13 protein-coding genes are annotated in these 22,309 nt (G+C 57.7%); 5 read left to right on the forward strand and 8 right to left on the reverse strand.

The features are described 5' to 3' along the window. Positions 1 to 207: 207 nt before the first annotated feature. Positions 208 to 798, reverse strand: coding sequence for a hypothetical protein (locus BGIM_RS0130590; protein ID WP_157369547.1), 591 nt, complete (start codon positions 796 to 798; stop codon positions 208 to 210). A gap of 480 nt (positions 799 to 1,278) precedes the next feature. Here BGIM_RS0130590 and BGIM_RS0130600 point away from each other — a divergent pair, with 480 nt between their 5' ends. Continuing rightward, positions 1,279 to 2,283, forward strand: coding sequence for a Gfo/Idh/MocA family protein (locus BGIM_RS0130600; protein WP_202947331.1), 1,005 nt, complete (start codon positions 1,279 to 1,281; stop codon positions 2,281 to 2,283). A 210-nt stretch (positions 2,284 to 2,493) separates the two neighbouring features. On the opposite strand, the gene BGIM_RS0130605 is transcribed toward BGIM_RS0130600, so the two are convergent. From BGIM_RS0130605 to BGIM_RS53165, 3 genes are all read right to left on the reverse strand, one after another. Next, the gene (locus BGIM_RS0130605; RefSeq protein ID WP_020473488.1) at positions 2,494 to 6,483 is read right to left on the reverse strand and encodes a hypothetical protein; all 3,990 of its coding nucleotides are present in this window, start codon (positions 6,481 to 6,483) and stop codon (positions 2,494 to 2,496) included. Between the two features lie 89 nt (positions 6,484 to 6,572). After that, positions 6,573 to 7,652, reverse strand: a complete 1,080-nt coding sequence (locus tag BGIM_RS0130610) for an Lpg1974 family pore-forming outer membrane protein (protein WP_020473489.1) — start codon at positions 7,650 to 7,652, stop codon at positions 6,573 to 6,575. Positions 7,653 to 7,803: 151 nt separating this feature from the next. Next, positions 7,804 to 8,223: an Hsp20/alpha crystallin family protein gene (locus tag BGIM_RS53165; protein ID WP_020473490.1), complete on the reverse strand. Its 420-nt coding sequence runs from the start codon at positions 8,221 to 8,223 to the stop codon at positions 7,804 to 7,806. Positions 8,224 to 8,600: 377 nt separating this feature from the next. Here BGIM_RS53165 and BGIM_RS0130625 point away from each other — a divergent pair, with 377 nt between their 5' ends. Continuing rightward, complete coding sequence (locus BGIM_RS0130625) at positions 8,601 to 12,944, forward strand: PVC-type heme-binding CxxCH protein (RefSeq protein WP_020473492.1); 4,344 nt, start codon at positions 8,601 to 8,603, stop codon at positions 12,942 to 12,944. A gap of 142 nt (positions 12,945 to 13,086) precedes the next feature. Here the strand turns inward: BGIM_RS0130625 and BGIM_RS0130630 are convergent, their stop codons facing one another. Then, on the reverse strand, positions 13,087 to 14,268 hold the full coding sequence (locus BGIM_RS0130630; RefSeq protein ID WP_020473493.1) for a pyridoxal-phosphate-dependent aminotransferase family protein: 1,182 nt from the start codon (positions 14,266 to 14,268) through the stop codon (positions 13,087 to 13,089). 128 nt (positions 14,269 to 14,396) lie between these two features. On the opposite strand from BGIM_RS0130630, the gene murB reads away from it, so the two are divergent. The 3 genes from murB to BGIM_RS0130645 are packed head-to-tail and all read left to right on the forward strand — an operon-like array spanning position 14,397 to position 16,383. After that, a complete protein-coding gene (gene murB, locus BGIM_RS0130635; RefSeq protein ID WP_020473494.1) occupies positions 14,397 to 15,275 on the forward strand; it encodes a UDP-N-acetylmuramate dehydrogenase in 879 nt (292 codons plus the stop codon). Next, on the forward strand, positions 15,269 to 15,667 hold the full coding sequence (locus BGIM_RS0130640) for a hypothetical protein (protein WP_020473495.1): 399 nt from the start codon (positions 15,269 to 15,271) through the stop codon (positions 15,665 to 15,667). The genes murB and BGIM_RS0130640 overlap by 7 nt, the downstream gene beginning before the upstream one ends. Positions 15,668 to 15,672: 5 nt before the next feature. Further along, the gene (locus BGIM_RS0130645) at positions 15,673 to 16,383 is read left to right on the forward strand and encodes a hypothetical protein (protein WP_020473496.1); all 711 of its coding nucleotides are present in this window, start codon (positions 15,673 to 15,675) and stop codon (positions 16,381 to 16,383) included. Positions 16,384 to 16,395: 12 nt separating this feature from the next. Here BGIM_RS0130645 and BGIM_RS0130650 read toward each other — a convergent pair whose 3' ends face one another. The 3 genes from BGIM_RS0130650 to BGIM_RS0130660 all read right to left on the reverse strand — a co-directional run bounded on the left by BGIM_RS0130650 (position 16,396) and on the right by BGIM_RS0130660 (position 21,755). After that, complete coding sequence (locus BGIM_RS0130650; RefSeq protein ID WP_020473497.1) at positions 16,396 to 17,799, reverse strand: DUF1501 domain-containing protein; 1,404 nt, start codon at positions 17,797 to 17,799, stop codon at positions 16,396 to 16,398. 21 nt (positions 17,800 to 17,820) lie between these two features. Next, complete coding sequence (locus BGIM_RS0130655) at positions 17,821 to 20,646, reverse strand: DUF1553 domain-containing protein (RefSeq protein WP_020473498.1); 2,826 nt, start codon at positions 20,644 to 20,646, stop codon at positions 17,821 to 17,823. Positions 20,647 to 20,765: 119 nt separating this feature from the next. Further along, positions 20,766 to 21,755: a fumarylacetoacetate hydrolase family protein gene (locus BGIM_RS0130660; RefSeq protein WP_020473499.1), complete on the reverse strand. Its 990-nt coding sequence runs from the start codon at positions 21,753 to 21,755 to the stop codon at positions 20,766 to 20,768. Between the last annotated feature and the right edge of the window lie 554 nt (positions 21,756 to 22,309).

Below are 22,309 nucleotides of genomic sequence, written 5' to 3' on the forward strand. Positions count from 1 at the left end.
GGAAAAACCTCCCGCACATGACCGTCATTCTTGATTGTCCCGAATCCGGCGATCGATGACAACAAAACCAGCATCTTCGCGATATCATGTTCGTGCCTCGCGAGATGCGATTTGATTGACGGCGTTCGCAGCAGCGTCTCCAGGGACGTCTTTTCGCAGGCCTTATGACGGCACATGATCAGCACAAACTCGGCAGCAAAGTCCGGGTCAAGGTTGAGGAACGATTTCCTCAATTGCTCGACCTCTCGTCGGTCGGCGGGGATCCATTTCGCCCCGCGTTCCGCGAGTATCCGCACCGCCTTCAACCGGTTTCTTGCCTCCTGCGTATCCCTTCGAGGCCCGTGCAAGATCGCAAACCAGCGGGGAGAGTGCACGTCTATTGCCGATCGAGCCCAGGTACCCCTCGAACAACGACGAGCTTCCGTCGGGCAGGTCGTTGACTCGCAGTCCGGCCTTCAACAGTCGTTCGAGCAGTTCGAGGCCCGGCTCGGAGCTGGCCCAGCGCAGGGCTCCCCTCACCGAAGGATGATTCGGATCCGGGATCATCTTTTTGTTGCCGAGGAGCTCAAAATGGTTGTAGAGGCATGCGTATTCGACGGCCGAAATGGCGTCATCACGCTCGACAGGCAGTTCGTCCGGATCACAGAGCGCCGGGGCGAGCGGGTCGGCCCCAGCCCACAACATCAGTGATACTCCGCGTTGTACAAAAACCCTGTCATCCAAATCGGACAGAGTTTTTCGACTCAGGCGACCGATTTTGGCTTCTGCGGGCGCGTCGTTTGTAGTCGCGTTGTACAAAAACTCTGTCACCCGAATTTGACGGAGTTTTTCGGCTCAATCGACCGATTCTGAGTTCTGCGAATGTTACTTTTTGGACATGTTTCTCAGTCGAGCAGAATCGATGATCATTTCGGCGCATGGAACTACCCGAGAAATGTCGGTCTTGACTTCAAGAAATTTCAGGCCACGCGTCGCTCGTAGTGCTTGATAAGGCCGCCGAGTTTCTCGTGGCAAACGATCTCGTAATCTCCCCGAGGGACGTGTCAGAGTCGCTCCTCGTTGGCGATCGGGAGGGTCAGATTCTCTTTTCCCTGATGCGGACGTGTTTCGTGATAATGCTCCAGAAACTCCGTCAGCAGATTTCAGAGGTGATGTTCGCCGAAGACGAGGAAGTGATCGAGGCACTCGTGTTTTAGCGTTATTGACACGGCCATGACGGCTGGCATGCGACACACCCCCAAATTCAATGTCTTCAATTTTGGCAAAACGAGGATGACGATGATCCCAAAGAGCTTTGATCCCGTGAAAGTCGGTGTGATCGGTTTGGGCCGATTCGGACGACTGCATGCCTTGACACTGGCTCGTCTGGCGGAAGCCGATTTGGTGGCTCTGGTCGCGCGAAGACAAGCCAGCCTAGATGCGCTGGGCGCCGAACTTCCCGGCGTGCCGGGCTGGACAAGCCTACGACAGGCCATTGCGGAATCGGGCGCCGAAGCATGGGTCGTCGCCTGCACGACAGCCGAGCATGTGCCCGTCGTGCGGACACTTTTGGAAGCCGGCAAAACCGTGTTGATGGAAAAGCCCGTCGCCGACAACTTGGATGAGGCCAGGAGCCTGGCGTCGCTGGTCCGCCCGGACTCTGGCAATCTCATGATCGGGCACATTGTGCTGTTCAACAGCGAATTTCAGCAATTGCGAGTCGAAGCCCGGCGGCGCGGCAATCTCGCGTACATCGACTGTGTCCGTCATCGGCCGGCCGGCATCGTCGGGGCTTTCCCCGGCGAGAATCCGTTGCAGGCAACGATGGTTCACGATCTCTACGCCACCCAGGCGTTGGTGAATCGCGCCGAGCCGGTGCATTTCAGCGCCCAATTCCATCGCACTCCCGCAGGGGAAATCGACTTGGCGGTGGCGCGGCTCCAATGGGCCGACGGGCTTCTGGCCTCGTTCGCCGCGTCGTATCTGACCCCCGCAGGGATGGCGCCGAGGGGGTTTGACCGGATGGAAGTGTTTGGCGCCGGTTGGTCGGCAAGGATTAACCCAAATCCCAGGCCGATTGAGGTGTGGGACGAGCGTGCAACCTGGCCCATGGCCTTGGAGATCCGCGCCGACGCCGACGGTGCCACGGGCATGATGGCCGAGGAGCTTCGCTGCTTTTGTCGCGTGGCAAGGCGACAACAAGAAGTTCCCGTCGGGGCGACCTATGGTGATGCCCTCCAAGTGCAGCAATGGATGGACCGGCTGGCATCCGGACTAGACGACGGACAGAAGACGGCTGGCTGACCGAGAATGATCATCGCTGCCTGCCTCAGTCCCATTCGTGGTAACAGAATGCCGATGCAGCCAGGCGAGGACCGTTCCCTCTGGCGAGAAGGAGCATGCCGCTTTGCCCCAAGGCATTTCCGGTCGGGCATCTCCGCAATCACTTGGATTGCCGAGAGTTGGTGTCGAACTCAAGTTCGAAAACTGTCTCGCACGGGGAGTGGAAGTTCGTTATTTCACCGGCACAACCGTCTTCCGGCGCCGGTCATCGTAGATCGGGTCTGTCGGGTCATCGCTCACGTACCACGGGCGGCCACCCTTCAAATACATCTTCCGTTGTTCGTCAAAGTTGAACGGTCTGGCCCCCACGCGGCCGAAGACGCCGATTTGGTTGCCTTCTTCATCGACGGCCCGGTCGCGGTCAAGGCCCTTGGAGATGCACAGGGCCTTGCCGTGAGCGGGGAGTTTGAACCCGGCGATCAGATGCGGCGTCGGGCGGGGGCTGAAGCCATCGTTGCCGGGAGTTTCCGGAGAGGTTAGTTGAACCACTCTCATGCCGTTGTGGCCGTCGGCCAGGTAGGCGAACTGGCTGTTGTACGTGATGCCCAATTTCACATCTCGCAGGTCGTTGATCTCGCCCTCGGCAGTGTATACCTGATCGATTTTCATCTTCTCCGGGTTCTTGATGTCCAGAATAATCAACCCTCTTTTGCCGGCTGCGACGTAGGCGTAGGTGCGGGCCAGATAGATGTTGTGCAGGCCGTCGATTCGCATCACGGCTTTGGGAATCGGGTTGCCGAGTTCTGTCACGTCGAGGAGCTTGATTCCCTCTTCATCGACCACGAAGCCGTAACGGAATTGCACCTGAATCGACTTTGGCTTGCCGATGATTGGGTGGCCGATCACCTTGGTCACTTCCGGGTTCACGGGATCTTTCAGCGACACAACCACCAAGCCGGATTCGGAGCCGATATAGGCGTATGAGCCGACGATAGTGATGGTCGATGCTCCGTCCAGCACTCCCTCGGGGTTGAAGGTCTTCGCCCGTTTCAGGAAGTTGTTGGTCGGGTCGCCGTCAACCATCGTGCCGATGCCGATGACGACGAGGCCCTCGTGTTTGTCCGTCGCGTAGATGTAACCGAAATACGGGGCGATTGGCCCTTCCTTGTTTTCGGGATAACGTTTTCGCGTCGGGTCCACGGCCACCGTGCTGGGGACGGCGACGGCCGTGCAGTATTTCATCGGCACATGGAACTGTTGCCCGAACGGCGACACCGGGGCGGTGGTGATCCGTTCTGCAAACGCTTTGTTGTCGATGAAGGCCACGTCAAAGGCGCGGACGCCCCCCTCGCCGCAGGCGGCGAGCAGGTATTCCCCGCGAATCGCCAACCCGAGGATTTCGTTCTTTTGCAGCGGCCGCAGGAAGGCCTCGCCGATGTCCCGGCCGGGGTGCTCATGGCCGGTGTGCAGTTGTTTTTTGTGTTCCTGATGCTTGGCGAAGAAATCCGGGTAAGCGAGTTGGTGCAGATGGCTGCCGATCACGGCTTGCGGTTCCTCACGTTCCGTGACATTCACGCCGAACAAGCCTTCCTCGCCCGCGCCGACCCACGCATATCGGCCGATGAGGTTGAGATAATTCGATCCCTGCATGAGCAACTGGCCCATCCAGGCGTTGTTGTCCTGTTTCCGCGAGAGATGACAGTCGGTGCATTGCTTGGTCTCGCGGTCGCCCTTGCCCCGGACTGTGTGCGGCACGTTGGTGCTAAAAGCCGTCCCGCCGAAGCCCTCGGCTGAGAGTGTCTGCTGTTGAACGTAAATCGATTCGCGGTTGTTGTTGTAAGACCCCACGTGGACCGCACATGACGACCGCGCCGGCCCGATGCGGTTGCCGGTCACGTCGCCGTCGCGGGCCAGCATGTAAATGTCATCCCGTAACGTCTGGAAATTGTAAGCAGTATAATTTCGCGTTACTTCGCCGTCCCCGTGGAGAATCGGCGCCTTCTGATTCGCCTTTTGGGGCAGGTGACAACCGTAGCAACTTGGATTCCACGACGAATGGCACGCGATGCAGTGCATCTCTTTGTTTTTGTGGGCGCATTCCTCGGGTTTGTCCCCCCACGCCAGAGTGTCTCCCTCGAATCGCACGGTCTTGGCGAGAGCGGCCTTCTCGTTGTAACGAGGATTCGTCGGGTCGATGGTATCCTTCGTCTGGACGAGTTCCCAGCGAAGATCCTTTTCCACCATCGAATTCTGGAAGTACCGCTTGCGGCCCGCGTCGTCGATCACCGTTTCAAAGCGGGGTTTCTTGAACGGTGTCTTCATCGCCGCGAGATTGCGGCCCGCATTTTGGGGGGCCGATGTGTACGCGGCCGGGCCGGAGGTTTTCAGTGTGGCGTATGTTGACGCCGTGCCGTGGCAGTCGATGCACTGGATCTCGCATCCGGCCCGCACTTCCATGTGTAGCCGATTGTTTCCGTGCATGTCCTGCACGAAGTGACAGTCAACGCAGTGCATCCCTTTTTCAAGGTGAATGTCCATCAGGTGAACCGGCTGACCGGCCCGCTCGGCATTTAGTTTGGCCTCGCAGGCGACCATGTATTTCACGTCCGGGATTTTTTCTTCCTTGTCCATCTGCGCGGCGAGTGTGCCGTGGAAACTCTTTGCCTTGCATGGGAATTCGACGGCTTTCGCCAGATCGCGCGGAGTGACACTCGGAATCTTGTTGCCGAAGTGGTCCGTCAGCGTTCCCTCGCGGTCCTTCTTGAACACCGCCCGGAACACCCAGCCGTGGCCGGCGAAGGAGGCGAATTGGGTTTTGTTCATCAACGGATTCAGGTCCGTGATGTTCTCCAAAAACTCCGGATTGGACCAGTTGCCCCGCACGGACGATTCCTCCGGGTTGGCTTGAAGGGCTTGGGCCACTTCCCGGTTCGTGGGGTACTTCTGTTTCTCCGGGTACATGTGTTTGCCTTCGGTCTCCTGATCCCACCACATGTAGCCGAGATAGGAGTTCATCACCGTTGTGCCGGGGTGAATGTGGCAGACGATGCACTGGCTCGTCGGCACAGAGTTCGTGAATTTATGCTGGATCGGATGCCCTGATTCGTTCTTCGGGATCGTCGGGTCTGACGACTGCGTGAATCCGTGGCTCCCCGCCGAGGCATATGGCCCCGAATGAACGGGGGATTTGTCGTTGGCGTAAACGACATGGCAGGCCGTGCAACCACTGGAGCGATAGTCGCCGGGGTGGTCGTTGGTGCCCATGAAATTCAACGTCGGGTCGAAGAGGCGGGTTTTGTTGAGGGACACCAACACCGGGTCGGTGCGGTTCTCGGTGCCGATGCCGCGTTCGCTCAGGCGAGTGCGGGGTCGGCCGGGTTCTTCGGTGCGTTCGGGGATGCCAACCTCGGGCCGGAAACGCCCGCCTTTTTCAAAGATGCGCAGGATGTTCCCCGGCTGGCTCATTTCAAATCGCGGCAGCGGGTCGAGGTAGGGCACCACCCCCTTGGTGTTGATTTCCCATTCCTCCGGCGCCGGGTTGGAAATCATCCGCACCGGGGCGCCTTTCATGGAATAGGCTTCGCCGAATCTGGCCCGTTTGAATGGCACGGAACCGTTGTTGTAAAGGGCGGCTCCCCAGAGCATGGCCCCGGTGGCCATCAGTTGCTTGCGATTGGTCTGCACTTCGCGGGGGTGACAGTTGGTCGTCCCGCAACCGACATGGGCGACCCGCAAATCGCCGGGATTCACGAAGCGAATAAACTCCGGTGATTCATGATTGAGTAGCGTGTAAGAACGAACGGGATTGGCCGACGTGGGCCAGAACTCCGGATACTTCGGGCTGACGTGGGCGAGATTCTTGTCGGTCGCCGAGGGATTCCCGCCGTGACAGTCCGTGCAGCCGATGTGCAGCGTGTCCTTGCCGTGCGGGTCGCCGGTGTGCTGATGGCAGGCGATGCAACCCGTGCCCTTCGCGGCGGCGGCTTCTTTGGATTGGGCGAGCAGATCGACGCCGATCAGCTCCGGCGGCATCGGAAACGGATCGTCCGGATCGGTTGAGTATTCAGGATCGCGGGGGTTTTGTTGTTTCCATCGTTCCGGCTGGGCGACCAGTTCGGCGGCCGGATTCCAACAATACCAGAAGGCGAAGCCCATCAAGAAAAGGGCCAGCATGGAGACGGGAAGGGCGTGCGGTCGGCGGATCGATTCAAGGCGAGTCATCACACTTCCCCTGGCTGATTTCGAGGGGTCGTGCCCCGTCGCAGAAGCGGCGCGTATATCGGGCAAACGGGCAAATTGTCAAGATGGCTTTAGTAGCTGAACCCGGCTTGCAGGAAGAGACCGTCGAGCGCGAGATTGGTGACGCGGCGAGTGAGTTTCCCTTCCGCAAAGTCGTCCAAAAACACCGGCCGATCAACCACATCGAAATACTGAGTCACTTCATATCCGGCCCGAATGAACACGCCGTTGTAGCGATATTCCATCCCAAGGCCGAGTTGCATGAAGGGGACCACTGTGCCGTAGCGGTCGTGAAAGTCCGTGTAAACCGTGCCGCCGCCGTTGTTGGTTTCCAAGAGTTGCACCCGCTGGGTGCCGCTGAGCAAGCCGCCATTGGCTTTGCTGAACACGCCGAAACCGGAGCCGATGTTCCAATTGGCTTCCAGGCCGAACATCGGGCCGACGCCGGAAAAGTTGGATTTGTTCTGGGCGAATGCCTGCATCGCGTCTCGTCCGTCATAGGTCGCTTGCATCGCGTTTTGCATAGTGGCGAAGCGCAAGCCGCCCAGGAAGCGAAACCAGAAATCCTCGTCCACTTCCCACGAGCGGCCAATGACCGCGTCGAAGTTGTTCATGGTGAACGTGGCCTTGCCGTAGGCCGATCGGGCTTCGTTGATGAGGCCGGGCCGGGTGAGCGACGGGTAGAGCAGCCCTCCGTCCGGGGCGGTCACACCGTAGGCGTCGCTGGTGTTGAAAAAGCTGTAATTGAAGCCGATATCCCAACCGCGTTCGGTGCGGTAGGCAATGCCAGTGCGAAGCCCGGCTTGGGTGCGGAGATGCAGCGATTGCATGCTGCCCGCCGGGATGAGGTCGTTTTTGCCGTCCACCAAGGCGAAATCGAGATTCGATTGCCGGGGCGTGAGCAGCAACAATTCGCCGGTGAACAGCAAGCCAGATGTTTTTTCAGCCGCCGCATGATGGGCGGGTGGTAATTCCAATGGCGTCAGGTCTTTTAAAACCGATGGCTCTTGGAGGGCCGACGGTTCTTTTGAACTCGACGCGGGCTCGATGACGGCTTCGGGCAGGAAGACGGACGGCAGAACAGTTTGTTGGGCCGGGGCCGCTTGACACGCCAGCGCCAGGCCGATCACGCCCCAAAATCGCATCCGCATGACCCGTCCCCGTTTTCGTCGAAAAGTAATTTCCGCTGAATTGCGGAACCTCGACGGACGGGGGTTATAACGCCATCTCCGTGGCACGCAAGCCGGGTTTTATCGGCGGACGCTCTGAGATTCAGAGCCGTCTCTCTATCCCCGCGACCCCCTATTCGCTCCTCAAAGCGATCCGGTGGGGTTTGGCCGCTTCGCTCTTGGGCAGCGTGACGGTCAGTACGCCATTGGTCATCTTGGCATCGATTTTTTCGACATCCACCGGGATCGACACCTTGATCCGCTGGCCAAACCGGCCATAACGTCTGGTGTCGTGGCTCCCTTCTCTTCGTTCGCCCTTGCGTTCGCCGATGATGAGCAGTTCCCCGTTGTGGAAGGTCACTTCCACATCCGTATCGGTGACACCGGGTGCATCCATTTCGACGAAAATTGTCTGATCGTTCTCCCACATGGCCAGAGACGACCCAGACCAATTTTGGGTCGCTTGAGTGAGAAAATCGCCGTCAAAGAGGCGATCAAACAAAGAGGCGACTCGATTGGCTTGGGATGAGCCGTTCAGAAGATTTGGCAACATGGTAAACCTCCTTCAACAGTTCACGGGCAACGATGAAAGGAAATCCACACAACTTGATTGGCAAGGATCGGCCGCCCGTGTGTCAAGCCGACACGCTTGCCGCTTGGAGAATTATGGTTGCAACCATCGTGCCAAACTCAAATCCACAAACACATTTTTGGCAATTTGCGGATGATTAACAACTGGCCGTTTGCGTTCGGGAATAGCTGTCTGTTAGACATGCGGACGAGTGATAGGGCGACCGTCGCCGGTTTCCGATTCAACCCGGTTCGCTCGCTTTGCTTGATTTACCCATCACCTTTTCTGCGTGACAATTTCCTTTTCTCGAACGATAACAGGAATCAATCCTCTCTCTCCCGCTTGATGGGGACGTTTCCATGCGTGGTTTGCTATCCCTCGGCCTGTTGGCCGTGGCCTGTTTCTCCCTTCGTGCCGATGAACCGAAGGAATTGAAAATTCTCTTCCTCGGGGACAACGGGCATCACCGTCCGCTGGATCGTTTCCGGCAATTTGAAAAAGTCATGGGCGAGCGGAACATCCGCTTAGTGTACGCCGATTCGGCCAAGTGGCTGAATGCCAAAATACTGGACAAGTATGATGGCCTCATCGTTTTTGCCAACATCGACACGATTGAGCCAGAGCAAGAGAAAGCCCTTCTTGATTTTGTCGCCTCCGGCAAGGGCTTTATTCCCTTGCATTGTGGTTCATACTGCTTCCGTAACTCGGAGAAGTATGTCGAGCTTGTCGGAGCCCAATTTCAAAAACACGGCACGGGTGTCTTCCGTGTCACTCCGCAAAAGACCGATCACCCGATCACCGAAAACTTCAGCGGCTTTGAAAGTTGGGACGAATCCTACGTTCACACAAAGCACAACAACAAAGACCGCATCGTCCTCGAATATCGGGAAGACAAAGACGGCAAGGAACCGTGGACATGGGTTCGCACGCATGGCAAAGGCCGGGTGTTCTACACAGCTTGGGGCCATGATGAACGGACTTGGGCGCACGCGGGCTTTGTGAATCTCGTCGAGCGGGGCATCCGCTGGGCCTGTGGGCAGGATAAAAACCTGGCCGCGGCTTATGTCGATCAGCCGAAGATGGCCGGACCCGCCAAGGATCTGAAACCGGCTGAATATGTGGACGCGAAGATTCCCTTTTACCCGGCCGGGAAAAACGCGGGCGCATCGGCAGGGCCGACAAGCAAGATGCAAAAGCCAATGGACCCGGACGAGAGCGTCAGGCATTATCAACATCCGGCCGACTTTGAAATGAAACTCTTCGCCAGCGAACCCCACTTTGGCGGCAAACCCATTGCGATGAATTGGGACGAACGCGGCCGGCTGTGGGTATGCGTGACCGTCGATTACCCCAATGAAATGCAACGCCCCGGCGAAGGCCGGGACAAGATTGTTATTTGCGAGGACACGAACGACGACGGCATCGCGGACAAGTATACCGTGTTTGCCGACAAACTCAGCATCCCGACCAGCATCACGTTTGCCTACGGCGGTGTGATCGTCCATCAGGCCCCGGATACGCTTTTCCTGCGGGACACCACCGGGGACGACAAAGCCGATGAACGATACGCTTTGTTCACTGGTTGGGGCACGCGGGATACCCACGCCGGGCCGAGCAACTTGCGTTATGGCCTAGATGGCTGGTATTACGGAATGGTCGGCTACAGCGGTTTCGACGGCACCGTGGCCGGGGAATCGAACAGATTTGGCCAAGGGTTTTATCGCTTCAAATTGGAACAAGACCCGGCAACCAAGAAGGTGAGTGTCACCAAACTGGAGTTTTTGCGGGGAACCAACAACAACTCGTGGGGCGTTGGTTTTAGTGAAGAAGGATTGTTGTTTGGCTCAACCGCCAATGGTTGTGCCAGTGTGTTTCTGGCTGTGCCGAACCGTTATTACGAGAAGGTTCGCGGCTGGTCGTCCAGTGTGTTGCCGAACATCGCCCTGAGTAACACGTATCATCCGATCACGGACAAAATTCGCCAGGTGGACTGGCACAACGGCTTCACATCGGCTGCCGGACATGCCCTGTATACGGGCCGTAATTACCCGAAAGAGTATTGGAACCGAACCGCCTTTGTGAGCGACCCGACCGGCCACCTGACCGCCACGATGGTGCTTCAGCCTTATGGCAGCGACTTCCAAGCCCGTTACGGCTGGAACCTTGTCGCCGGGACGGACGAATGGAACGCCCCCATCGCCGCCGAGGTCGGCCCCGATGGGAACATGTGGGTGATTGATTGGTACGCTTACATCGTCCAGCACAACCCTACGCCCGTCGGTTTCAAGACCGGCAAAGGGAACGCTTACGAGACGGAACTGCGTGACAAAAAACACGGCCGGATTTACCGGTTAGTGGCCAAGAACAAATCACCCGTTCCGAATCTCAAAGACGCGACCGCGAAGCAACTTGTTGAGACATTGAAAAACCCAACGATGCTCTGGCGATTGCACGCCCAACGGTTGCTGGTGGAGCGACAGGACAAGAGTGAAGTTGCGGCGTTGGTGAAGTTGGTCGAAGACAAATCAGTTGATGAGATCGGGTTGAACGTTGGGGCGATTCATGCGATACGGACGCTCGGCGGTTTGGGTTTGCTATCAGGAACTTCGCAAACCGCTTCAGATGCCGTTTATAAAGCGACATACACGCATCCTTCGGCCGGTGTTCGCCTGAATGCCGTCATAACGTCAGCTCCGAAGCTACTTAGCAAACAAGTTAGTAGTTTTCTAACCAGTTCTTCACCGCAAATCGCACTGGCGAGATTGTTGGCCCTATCGGAAAAAGAACCTGATTTGGACGCCGGGATATCTGTGCTGAGTTTTTTGGACAATCCTGCAGTTGCCGGAGATCGCTGGTTGATTGATGCCGCGACAGCAGCGGCGGCAACACACGATGTCGGTTTTCTAATGTATGTCGCTCACCAGAAGGAAGTACCGCCGCAAACAATTCGAGTTCTCGCAATCGTTGCAGAACACTTCGCCCGACGCGCTCCGGAAGGAGAAGGCTTGGACCTCGTGGTGTATCGTTTAAAAGATGCCACACCGACCGTCGCCGACACAATCGTCACCGCGATGGCCAAAGGTTGGCCCAAAGGCAAGACGGCGAAACTCTCCCCCGAGGCCGAGAAGGCCATGACGGATCTGTTCGCCAAACTTTCGCCTAATTCCAAGGGCTCGCTGGTGAAACTCGCCAACGCGATGGGGAGCAAAGCCTTTGACAAGTACGCGGCCGAGATCACCAAATCGCTGATCGACACGATCCAAAACGAAAAGCTATCCGACGATCAACGGGTGGCCGCCGCCCGGCAATTGATCGAGTTCAAGCCGAACGACGGGCCGACATTGACGGCCATTTTGGAAATTGTCACCCCTCGGAGTTCGCCGACGGTGGCGGTTGGCTTCTTGGAAGCCTTGGGGCAAAGTTCCGCTCCGGAAGCCACGGCAGACATTTTGAAAGCCTATCCCACTTGGCCGCCGTCCATTCAAGCGGCCGCTTTGCGGGCGATGCTGGCTCGCACCGAGGCGACACGGCAATTGTTGACGGCCGCCGAAGCCGGGGCCATCTCGCTGAACGATCTGGCCCTCGACCAGAAACAGGGGTTGGCCAATCACCCGGACAGAGCCCTCGCCAAACGGGCGACGGCCCTGCTGGCCAAGGGGGGCGGGTTGCCGAACGCCGACCGGCAAAAGGTGATCGACGATATTTCCAAGCTGATCCTCAAGAAGACCTTCGACGCGACAGCCGGGAAGGCCATGTACACGAAGCATTGCTCAGCGTGCCATGTGCATTCCGGCGAAGGGGGCAAAGTCGGCCCGGACCTCACGGGAATGGCCGTCCACCCGAAGGAAGAACTGCTGGTTCACATTCTGGACCCCAGCCGCAGCGTGGAAGGCAATTATCGCGCCTACACGGTTCGCACGGCCGACGGCAAAGTGCTGACCGGGTTGCTTGCCTCGGAGACGAAGACGAGCATCGAATTGATCGATTCGCAGGCCAAGAAATTTACCCTGTTGCGGGAAGATATCGACAGCCTGACGGCATCGAACAAGTCCGTGATGCCCGAGGGGTTTGAGAAGCAAATGAACACGGAAGAGTTCGGTAACCTGCTCGAATTCCTCACGAAACGCGGCAAATTCCTGCCGATCCCGCTCGACAAGGCCGCGACCATTGTAAGCACCAAGGGAATGTTCATCGACGAAGCGGCGACGGTCGAACGTCTGATCTTCCCCGATTGGAAGCCGAAGACTTTCGAGGGGGTGCCGTTCATTCTCGTTGATCCGCAAGGGGAGAAGACCCCGAACGTGATCCTGTTGAACAGCAAGTCCGGTCCCATCCCGGCCAAGATGCCGAAGTCAGTCACGATTCCGGTGAATTCATCCGCAAAGACGATTCACCTCTTGGGCGGAGTCGCCGGTTGGGCTTCCCCATACGGTGAGAAGGGATCTGTTTCCCTAAAAGTACGGCTGATTTACGAAGACGGAAAAACCGAAGACCACGATCTCAAAAACGGCGAACAAATCGCGGATTACATTCGCCGCGTGGACGTTCCCGGCTCCAAGTTCGCGTTCAACCTCGCGGGAAGACAGATTCGCTACTTGGCCATCAACCCGCAACGACCGGATGTGATTAAACAGATCGAGTTCGTGAAAGGTTCTGATGCAACTGCCCCGGTCATCATGGCGGTGACAATCGAAGGGAAGTAAAAAGAAGAAAGGCATCAACCACAAAGACGCAAAGATCACACAAAGTTTCATCAAGAAAGCATTTGAAGAACTATTATCTTCTGACTTCTTGGCGAAACTTTGTGTGATCTTTGCGTCTTTGTGGTTGGTGCCTTTTTTCGCTTTACTTTGCCGAGTAAGCCAACTCGGCCGCCGCCACACCACTGCCGGGGATGATGTTCACGCCGACTTCTTTGAGGCTCTTTTCCAAGGCGGCGAGGACCATGAACACGCTTGAGGGCTTGCTGTTGTAACCCATCAGACCGATGCGCCAGACCTTGCCCTTGAAGTCGCCGAGGCCGCCGCCGATTTCGATGCCGAATTCAGTGAGCAGTTTCTTGCGGATGGTCAGGTCGTCCACCCCTTCCGGGATGTACACGGCATTCAATTGCGGCAGTTGGTGGCCTTCTTGGGCCGAATACTTGAGGCCCAAGGCCGTCAATCCGGCCTTGAGGGCGAGGTGGTTCCGCAGGTGACGCGCCCAGCGATTTTCCAAGCCTTCTTCCATCACGATTCGCAAGCCTTCTCGCAAAGCGTAAACCATCGAAATCGGGGCCGTGTGGTGATACGCCCGGTCACCGGAGGTCCAGTAGGTGCGGATCATGGTGAGATCGAAGTACCAGCTTTGGACCTTGGTTTTGCGGCTCGACATGACGGCTTCGGCCCTCGGGCCGAAGGTCACGGGGGACATGCCGGGCGGGCAGCCAAGGCCCTTTTGGGAGCAGGAGAACACGGCATCCAGTTCCCACTCGTCCACCTTCAACGGCGTGCAGGCGAACGACGTGACGGCATCCACGATCAACAGACAGTCGTATTCATGACAAAGTTTTCCAAGTTCCGCGATCGGTTGGAGGGCACCGGTCGAAGTCTCGGCATGGACGATTCCCAATGCTTTAGGCCGAACGGTTTTCAGCGTTTCCCGGATCACGTTCAGGTCGAAGACCTGACCCCATTTTTGTTCCAAAATGGTGACTTGCGCGCCGCAACGACCCGCCACATCAATCATTCGATGGCTGAAATACCCGGCGTAACAGATCACCATCTTGTCGCCCGGTTCGATCAGGTTGACGACGCAGGTTTCCATCCCGGCCATGCCGGTGGCGCTCACTGGGAAGGTCAGCGGGTTTTTGGTCAACAGGGCGTCCCGGAGCAGTTGCTGGGTTTCCTGCATCAGTTCAAGGAAAAACGGGTCAAGGTGGCCCAACAGCGGGGTGGTCATCGCCCCCAGCACGCGGGGGTGGGCATCGCTGGGGCCAGGCCCGAGGAGGAGACGGGCGGGCGGGTTCAATTGACCGGGAATACTCATGGGAGAAGATCCGAGACACGGGGATGGTTTCCAAGAAAGTTATGGTACGAACCGCCCCCTCCCGTTGACGCCCGTGAAAACAAAACCGTAAGGTAAGGAATGTTGTTCCCGGTTTTTCGAGGATGGAAATGGCCTTCCGCGACCAATTTGCCGACATCTTGCGGGCCGACCAACCGCTGGCCCCCTTCACGCACCTGCGGATCGGCGGTCCGGCCGAATATGTCGTCACGCCCCAGACACCCGCTCAATTGGCCGATGTCTTAAAAGCATGTCGGCGGGAAAAAATCCCATTCCGGGTGATGGGTGATGGCACCAATCTGCTTATCCGGGACGAGGGGGTTCGCGGCGTCGTCGTTCGGCTGACGGCTCCGGAATTCGCTTCCGTCAAGGTGGATGGCAAATCAGTGACCGTCGGTGGCGGGGCAAAATTGTCTCACCTGATCGACACGGCCTGCCGGGCAAACCTCGCTGGTTTTGAAACGCTCGTGGGCATTCGTGCCACCGTCGGCGGAGCGGTTCGTTGCAACGCCGGCGACCGTTCCGGGGAAATCGCGGACAATCTGGTGAAACTCGACGTGCTTGACGAGGCCGGTCAGGTGCGGACACGGGATCGCAGCGAAATCCGCTTCGGCCGCCATGACAGCGACCTTGACGACCCGGTGATTTTCTCGCTGGAATTCAAGTTGGAAACCGATCAACCGACCGCAATCGCCAAACGGATGCGCCGGGCATGGATCAACCGTCGGGCCGAGGAGCCGTTCTTGTATCAATCGGCCATGCGGATGTTCAAAAACCCGTCGGGTCGGACGGCGGCCGAGGTGATTGAGGAAGCGGGATTGGTTCGCTCCAAATCCGGGAATGCGGAAATCAGCGACCGGAACGCCAATTATCTGATCGCCCAACCGGGGACGACGGCGACGGATATCCTGAGTCTGCTGAAGAGCGTGCGAGAAACGGTCTTCCAGAAGACCGGGGTGTCCCTCGAACAGGAAATCAACGTGTGGTGACTCCGGAGCCGAATCGCTGGCCGACAGTCCTGATGCGGGTGACGCTAGCCGTCGCGGCGTTGTGTCTGGTCATCGGAGGGCTGGTGGCCGTTGGCAATCTGGCCCGTGACACACTCGGCCCGACGGATCGCTACCGTGTGGATTTCATGGCCGTCGAATCTCCCGCCCCGCCGGGGATGACACGGGAGGAATTCCTCGGGGAAGTGCAGTACAACGGCCGGTTTGCGGACGATCTCTCCATCTTGGATCCGGGATTGCCGGACAAACTCCGGGCGGCTTTTGCCCGGCACCGGGCCGTTGACGAAGTTTTAAGAATCACGATCCGGCCCCCGAAAAGGATTATCGTGGAATTGAAGTTTCGGCCCGGCGGCATTCCCGCGAAACCGGAGTGATTCTCATGAGGAACATGGCGGTCTTGCTGGTCGGGCTGGCGGTGTCAATCCCCGCCTTGGCGGCGGATGACCGGGCGATTGACAAGAATCTTGATTTGATTCTTCGGGATGTCCATGATCGCGGAGCCACGTTGCATAATGGTGGCGACCCCGCCGGATGTTACCGGATGTATCAGGGGGGCTTGCTGGTCGCCCGGCAAATGATCGGCCACCGGCCGGAACTCCAAAAGACCATCACGACCGGATTACAGACGGCCGAACGAGAAGTCGCCGTCGCCAATCGAGCGATCGCCCTCCATCAATTGATCGAAAAAGTTCGCGGAGAATTGGCCAAACCTGTAAAAGTGGCCGGACCGGAACAGATCAACATTCCTCCCCGAGAAATCAAACCGGAACCGAAGCCGACGGCGAAAGTCGTGGAGATTAACGACGGGATCATTGGCCGGGTGATCTGGCAGGGACAGCCATTGGAAGAAGTGGAAGTGTCGTTCGTGACTCTGGGCCTGCGAGTCCCGCGAATTTATGACACGAAGTCCGGCAAGCAGGGGGTTTATTCCCACCAGAGTTTGCCGCCGGGAACTTACTTGGTGATCCTCACCTCCGGCCCGGCTTGTCCGGTGAAAAAACTCCCCGAGCGATACTCGACTACGGGCACAACGCCTCTGCGGGTTGAGATCAAAGGACACGGGGAAAAATTCGACTTCATCCTTCAGTGAATCCCCGCCGACTCACGCAATGATTTCCTTCACAACCTGGCCGTGAACATCGGTCAGCCGGAAATCCCGGCCGCTGTAACGGAACGTCAGTTTTTCGTGATCGAGACCGAGAAGGTGCAACATGGTCGCGTGCAGGTCGTGCATGTGGACTTTGTTTTCCACGGCGGCCGCCCCGAATTCATCCGTTGCACCGAAGGCGAAGCCGGGCTTCACGCCGCCCCCCGCCAGCCACGTGGTGAAGCCGCCGGGGTTGTGGTCGCGGCCGGTGCCGTTGCCTTGGGCGTAGGGGGTGCGGCCGAATTCGCCGCCCCACCAGACGAGTGTGTCTTTGAGCAAATCGCGTTGAGCCAAATCCGCAAGCAGCCCGGCGATTGGCAAATCAACGGCCTTGGCGTGAATCCCGTGTTGAGGCATATTCGAGTGTTGGTCCCACGCGGGGTTGGCGCCATTGTCCCCATAAGTCACTTGAACATATCGCACACCCGCCTCGCAGAGTCGGCGGGCCATGAGGCATTGCCGGCCGAACGTATCAGTCTCTTTCGTGCCGATGCCGTATTGCTTTTGCGTGGCCGCCGTTTCCTTGGAAAGATCAAGGATGTCAGGGGCGTGGCTCTGCATCTTCCAGCCGAGTTCATAGGAGTTGATGACGGCCTCGGCCTCGGTGTCCCCCGGTGTTTTTTTCAGTTGCTCCGCGTTCAGGGCTTGAAGCAAATCAAGTTGTTCGCGTTGTGTTTTCCCGTCCATACCGCCGTTTTTCAAATTGCGGATGACGAGATCGCTGGCCGGGCCGCCCGCCTTGCCGATGGCTGTCCCTTGGAATTTCGCCGGAAGGAAAGCGTTGCCGTAGTTTCGCGGGCCGCCATTGCCGGCCGACGGGGCGATGGACACAAAACCCGGCAGGTTTTCGTTCGGTGTGCCCAACCCATACACCACCCACGATCCCATCGATGGCCGGATGAAGTTGGTTGAGCCGCAGTGCAGAAACAACGTCGCCGGTCCGTGGGCCACTCCCTCGGTGTGCATGGAGTGGATGAAACTCATCTTGTCCACATGCTTGTTGATCTGCGGGAACAGATCGGATGCCCATCGGCCGGATTCGCCATGTTGGGCGAACTTCCAGAGGGGTTTCATCACTCGTTGATTCGAGCCGCGTTTCCCGGTGTTGGCCAGCACACGAGCGTCGTCGAAACCGAAGGACTTGCCGTCTTCTTTCTCCAAGCGTGGCTTGTAATCGAAAGAATCGACATGGCTCACGCCCCCCTGCATGAACAGGAAGATCACCCGTTTGGCCTTGGGGGCGAAATGCGTCGCCGGCAAATTCCCGCCGGCCGACAAACCGGCGAAGGCGAGATGTCCGAAACCGCACCCGGCCGCCTGCAACGCCCGGCGACGGGTCATTTGGAAGTCATTGAACATGATCGCTCTCCCGTCTCAGGGTTAATCGACATACCGGAAATCGACGCTCGCATACAGTGATTGCATCACGCGGGGCCAGCGTTCGTCACGCCCGCTTCCCTCGCCCAGATATTTGCGGATGATGGTTTGTTCGTCGTTGGTCGCTGATCGGCCAAAGAGCCGGCGAAAGGCCGTGTCGATTCGCTGGCCATCGTCGAGATCTTTCTCGGCCAGCAATCTCTCGGCCGCTTTGCGAGATTGTTCGATCACGAATGAATGATTCGTCATGAACAATGCCTGCGGGGCGACCGTGCTGACATTTCGTTTGCCTGTTGAGACACTCGGGTCCGCAAAGTCGAACACCTCGAAAATTTCCGGCAGGCTGTTGCGGAACACCGGGACATACACGCTTCGCACTGGATCGGAAAACTTGAAGTTGTAATCGGCTGTGAGTTCGGGCTTGAAGGTAATCCCGCCGGAGGACGCCCGCAAATCGCCGCTTGTGGACAGAAAGGCATCCCGGATCGCCTCGGCATCCAGCCGTCGGCGGTTCATGTGAGAGAGCAATCGGTTTTCGGGGTCGGCCTTTTTCGCCTCCGTACTGGTTTTCGATGATTGCCGGTAAGCGTGAGAGAGAACAATCATCCGGATCAGTTTCTTGGTTGACCATCCCGATTCCACGAACTGTCGGGCCAAGTGGTCAAGCAATTCCGGGTGGGATGGTGTTTCGCCGGTGGTCCCGAAGTTATCCGTCGTCCGGACCAAGCCAACACCCAAGAGCCAGTGCCAGACGCGATTGACATACACTCGGGCCGTCAGCGGGTTGCGGGCGTCGGCGATCCATTCGGCGAGTTCTTTGCGACCGCTTTGATTGGGGGGCAGGGGAGTGGCCGGGGACCACATCGCCACTTGCAGAAACCCGCGAGGAACCGCCGCCCCGAGGTTGGCGCCGCTGCCGCGAATGTGAATCCGGACGTCCTCGATTTTCTTTTCTTCCTCAAAGCCGAGAGCCATGTCCCGCTTTGGGCCGGTGGACTGAAGTTTCTTCAGTTCAGCCTCCATCTGGCGAAGCTGGCCCGCTTCCGCAATTGCCGGGGCATCTTCCTTTGATTCGGGCTTCGCCGGGAGTTTCGCCTGATCGGCCGGGATAAACAACACCGCGTCCGCGATGACATGTCCTTTTGTGTTCCCGGTGTCGATGATGACGAAGCCCTGGCCACCCTTCTCAAAAGTGTGTTGGCCAAGGGAGTGAAACAGGCCGTCGATCTCGGGCGTTTTCTGTTGGTTCACATGGATGGTTTTTTCGCCGTCGGCGCTGAACACGGTCACCGGGACATCAGCGCACCTGTTTGTTCCGGGTGAGTAAGCGAACCACACTTCGTATTTGCCGTTCGCCGGGATCTCAAACTGGAAGGTCAGGGTCTTTTCCCCTTTGCCGACGTCCTCATCGTGGATGTATCCGGCCCCGACATATGAGCCGGAAAACTGTGATTCCTTCCATGCGCCGACCTTCTTGGCCTTGCTGTCATCCACCACGATGCCCGGAAGATCTTTGATGGCCCGCACCGTTGGCTTTTTGGGGTTCGGGGCGGGCGACTTCTTGCCAACGAGGGCTTTGAGGTCGGCGATTTGCTTTTGAAGTTGAACAACTTTCGCTTCGTGCTTTTTCGCTTCCGTCTCGCGGACCGCTTCCATCGGCAGCGGCCGGTCGATCCACATGGAGACGTTCGCATGGTTGAGCGTTTTGGTGTTCTTCAAGATGCCGGCGAGGGCGTAATAATCCTTCGTGGGAATCGGATCGAACTTATGATCGTGGCAGCGGGCGCAGGTCACGGTCTGGGCCAGAAAAGCCCGGCTCAGGGTGTCGAGTTGTTCATCAACGACGTCCATCACCAATTGCTTCTTGTCCTGTTCCTCCAGATTGTTGTTGCCCATCGTGAGGAATGTCGCCGCGATCAATCGACGGCGTTTAATTTCCAAGTCGTCCGCAGGAAGCAAATCTCCGGCAATTTGCTCTCTGATGAATTGATCGAACGGCAGATCGTGATTGAAGCTGTCGATCACATAGTCCCGGTATCGCCAGGCTTCCTTGAGAATAAAACCCCGGAGGGTGAAAGATTCCGCATACCGGGCCAAGTCGAGCCAGTGGCGGCCCCACCGTTCGCCATAAGCGGTCGAAGCGAGCAGGCGATCCGTCAACCGCTCGTAAGCATCCGGTCGTTGGTCGGAGACGAAGTCGTCAATCTCCTTGGGGGTTGGCGGCAAGCCGGTCAGATCAAAAGAGAGTCGGCGAATCAGTACGCCCCGGTCGGCTTCCGGGGCTGGATTCAGATTCTTGGCCGTGAGTTGAGTTTGGATGAAACGATCAATGTCCGTGAGAACGGTTGGCCCGTTCAATTCCGGAACTTTGACATTCGCCACGGGCCGGTAGGCCCAGAATTGACGGCCTTGTTCGAGGCTCAGACCGGTTTGCTTTTTGGCGGTTCCCGTTCGCGGATCGGGAGCCCCCATCTCGATCCATTTTTGAAAGTCCGCGATCACCGTCTCGGGAAGTTTGCCTTTGGGGGGCATCTTCGGGTCTTCAATGTGTTTCAACGAGGCGAACAACAGGCTTTCTTTTGGCTTACCGGGCACGATGGCCGGTCCCGTGTCGCCCCCTTTGAGCAGGCCATCGGCCGAATCGAGATACAAGCCTCCGCGAAGTTTCTTCTTGGTTTGGGCCTCGGCCGAATGGCACGAGAAACACTGCTCGGCCAGCACGGGTCGAATCTTCGTCTCGAAAAACTCCAACCCCTTGGGATCGGCGGCGTTTAACGGAACGGCCGAGAGAAAGCCAAAGAGCAACAGGCCAAAACGTGTGCCGGACATCGCGGGAGTTCTCGGGAGAGCGAACGGCAGGGCAAAAAGGTTCTCAATCAATATACAGGGCAAAAGTCCCGCGAAATAGGCGGGGATTTGTGGTTAAACTTTTCCGCGAATCATCGGTGTCAAATATCCCACGATGAATCCCCTTCTTCCGCTTCGCTGACCATCGGCGTGAGGAGCGTGCCGATCTTCTCGATGCTCGCATGCATCACGTCACCGGGTTTCAGGAAGGTGTTGCTTGCGGAACCGACGCCCGAGGGGGTGCCCGTGGAGATAATGTCTCCCGGTTCGAGGGTCAGCATCTCCGAAACGAACTTGATGATCTGGGCGATGCTGAAAATCATCTGGGCCGTGCTGCCGTTTTGCCTCACTTCACCGTTGAGCGTCAGTTTGACACCAAGCGTGTGAGGATCGGGGATGGTGGTCGCCGAGGTGATACACGGGCCGCACGGACAGAAACCGTCGAACCATTTGCCATGCAGCCAGTCAAAGAACTTGTCTCGCTCGCGGGTCTTGCGGCCGGGGTTGGGTCGAAACTTCCGGTGAGAGATATCGTTGATGACGGTATAACCGGCCACATGCGAAAGGGCCTCGGCCTCCGTCACATTGCGGCATTTCCGGCCGATGACCACGGCCAGCTCGCATTCCCAATCGATCCCGTCGGGCGAACTGGACGGGATTGCCACTGATTGACCGTGATTGCTCAGCGTCGTGCTGGCGGGTTTCATGAACACATAGGGAAACGTGTTTTGTTGCTCCTCGACAACATAACCACGCTCTTTCACATGCTCGGCATAATTCCCGGCGAGAAGGAGCAACTTGTTGGGGCGGGCGACAGGCGTGAGAATCCGGGTTGTTTCCGGGTCGAGTCGCAACGGGCCGGGAACGGCTCCGGGATTTTGCTCCAGCCATGTCCAAAGTCGCCGCATCGCCAGATGATGCTCGCCAACCGGGGGAAGGTATGAAATCAGTTCATCATCATGGGGGATATGCAGCCATTTGCCGGTGCCTTGGTGGTAGGCCAGTTCCGCGAGGGAAAGGGGAATGATCCCGGCTTCGTCGTACAGTCCAACTTGTGGTTGTTCAATCAGCCCATAACGACACAGACGCATGACGTGATTCCAAAAGTGGCCCACAGGGGTCACATGATCCCCTTGACCACGTTACCATAGTCATGGGTGAGGTGATAATCACGCCTCGAATGCCAGTCTGTCAACTTAATCCAAGTTCCAAAGAAATGCCGGAGATGTTCATAAGACAAAATCTGCGCACCATCGTCTGATTTTTAGGTTGAATATCCATCCTGAGAAAGCGATCCTCAGATCTTGGAATTTCACGAGTCCCCGAGGTCGAAATGGAAGACGTTTTCGACCCCTTCTTTCACTTCTTTTTCCAAACCAGACAATACCGGATTTCGGAATAAATTTGGCAAACCGGGGTAAGGATTCTCAGCAGTGGGAAATTCTTGGCTACCCGGTCGGGGGGCGATCGCAATTCGATACCAACCTGCCCGAATCTTTGACCCCTCCAGAGGTTGCAACTGGAATGAGCCGTCTTCTTGGACCGCTCCTTGCAAAATCGGGCCATCGAAGCCCCGTTCGGAGTTCGGACAAAAGGTGACAGTACCCCCGGCCAACGGGTGGCCCCGATAGAGGGCGGCCCCTTT

Source organism: Zavarzinella formosa DSM 19928 (assembly GCF_000255705.1).
Lineage (GTDB): Bacteria > Planctomycetota > Planctomycetia > Gemmatales > Gemmataceae > Zavarzinella > Zavarzinella formosa.

Coding starts and splice junctions, on each gene's coding strand:
- BGIM_RS0130610 (WP_020473489.1), bottom strand. CDS start 7,652: ATGCGGATGCGATTTTGGGGCGTGATCGGCCTGGCGCTGGCGTGTCAA.
- BGIM_RS0130630 (WP_020473493.1), bottom strand. CDS start 14,268: ATGAGTATTCCCGGTCAATTGAACCCGCCCGCCCGTCTCCTCCTCGGG.
- BGIM_RS0130660 (WP_020473499.1), bottom strand. CDS start 21,755: ATGCGTCTGTGTCGTTATGGGCTGATTGAACAACCACAAGTTGGACTG.
- BGIM_RS0130645 (WP_020473496.1), top strand. CDS start 15,673: ATGAGGAACATGGCGGTCTTGCTGGTCGGGCTGGCGGTGTCAATCCCC.
- murB (WP_020473494.1), top strand. CDS start 14,397: ATGGCCTTCCGCGACCAATTTGCCGACATCTTGCGGGCCGACCAACCG.
- BGIM_RS53165 (WP_020473490.1), bottom strand. CDS start 8,223: ATGTTGCCAAATCTTCTGAACGGCTCATCCCAAGCCAATCGAGTCGCC.
- BGIM_RS0130600 (WP_202947331.1), top strand. CDS start 1,279: ATGATCCCAAAGAGCTTTGATCCCGTGAAAGTCGGTGTGATCGGTTTG.
- BGIM_RS0130655 (WP_020473498.1), bottom strand. CDS start 20,646: ATGTCCGGCACACGTTTTGGCCTGTTGCTCTTTGGCTTTCTCTCGGCC.
- BGIM_RS0130625 (WP_020473492.1), top strand. CDS start 8,601: ATGCGTGGTTTGCTATCCCTCGGCCTGTTGGCCGTGGCCTGTTTCTCC.
- BGIM_RS0130650 (WP_020473497.1), bottom strand. CDS start 17,799: ATGTTCAATGACTTCCAAATGACCCGTCGCCGGGCGTTGCAGGCGGCC.
- BGIM_RS0130605 (WP_020473488.1), bottom strand. CDS start 6,483: ATGACTCGCCTTGAATCGATCCGCCGACCGCACGCCCTTCCCGTCTCC.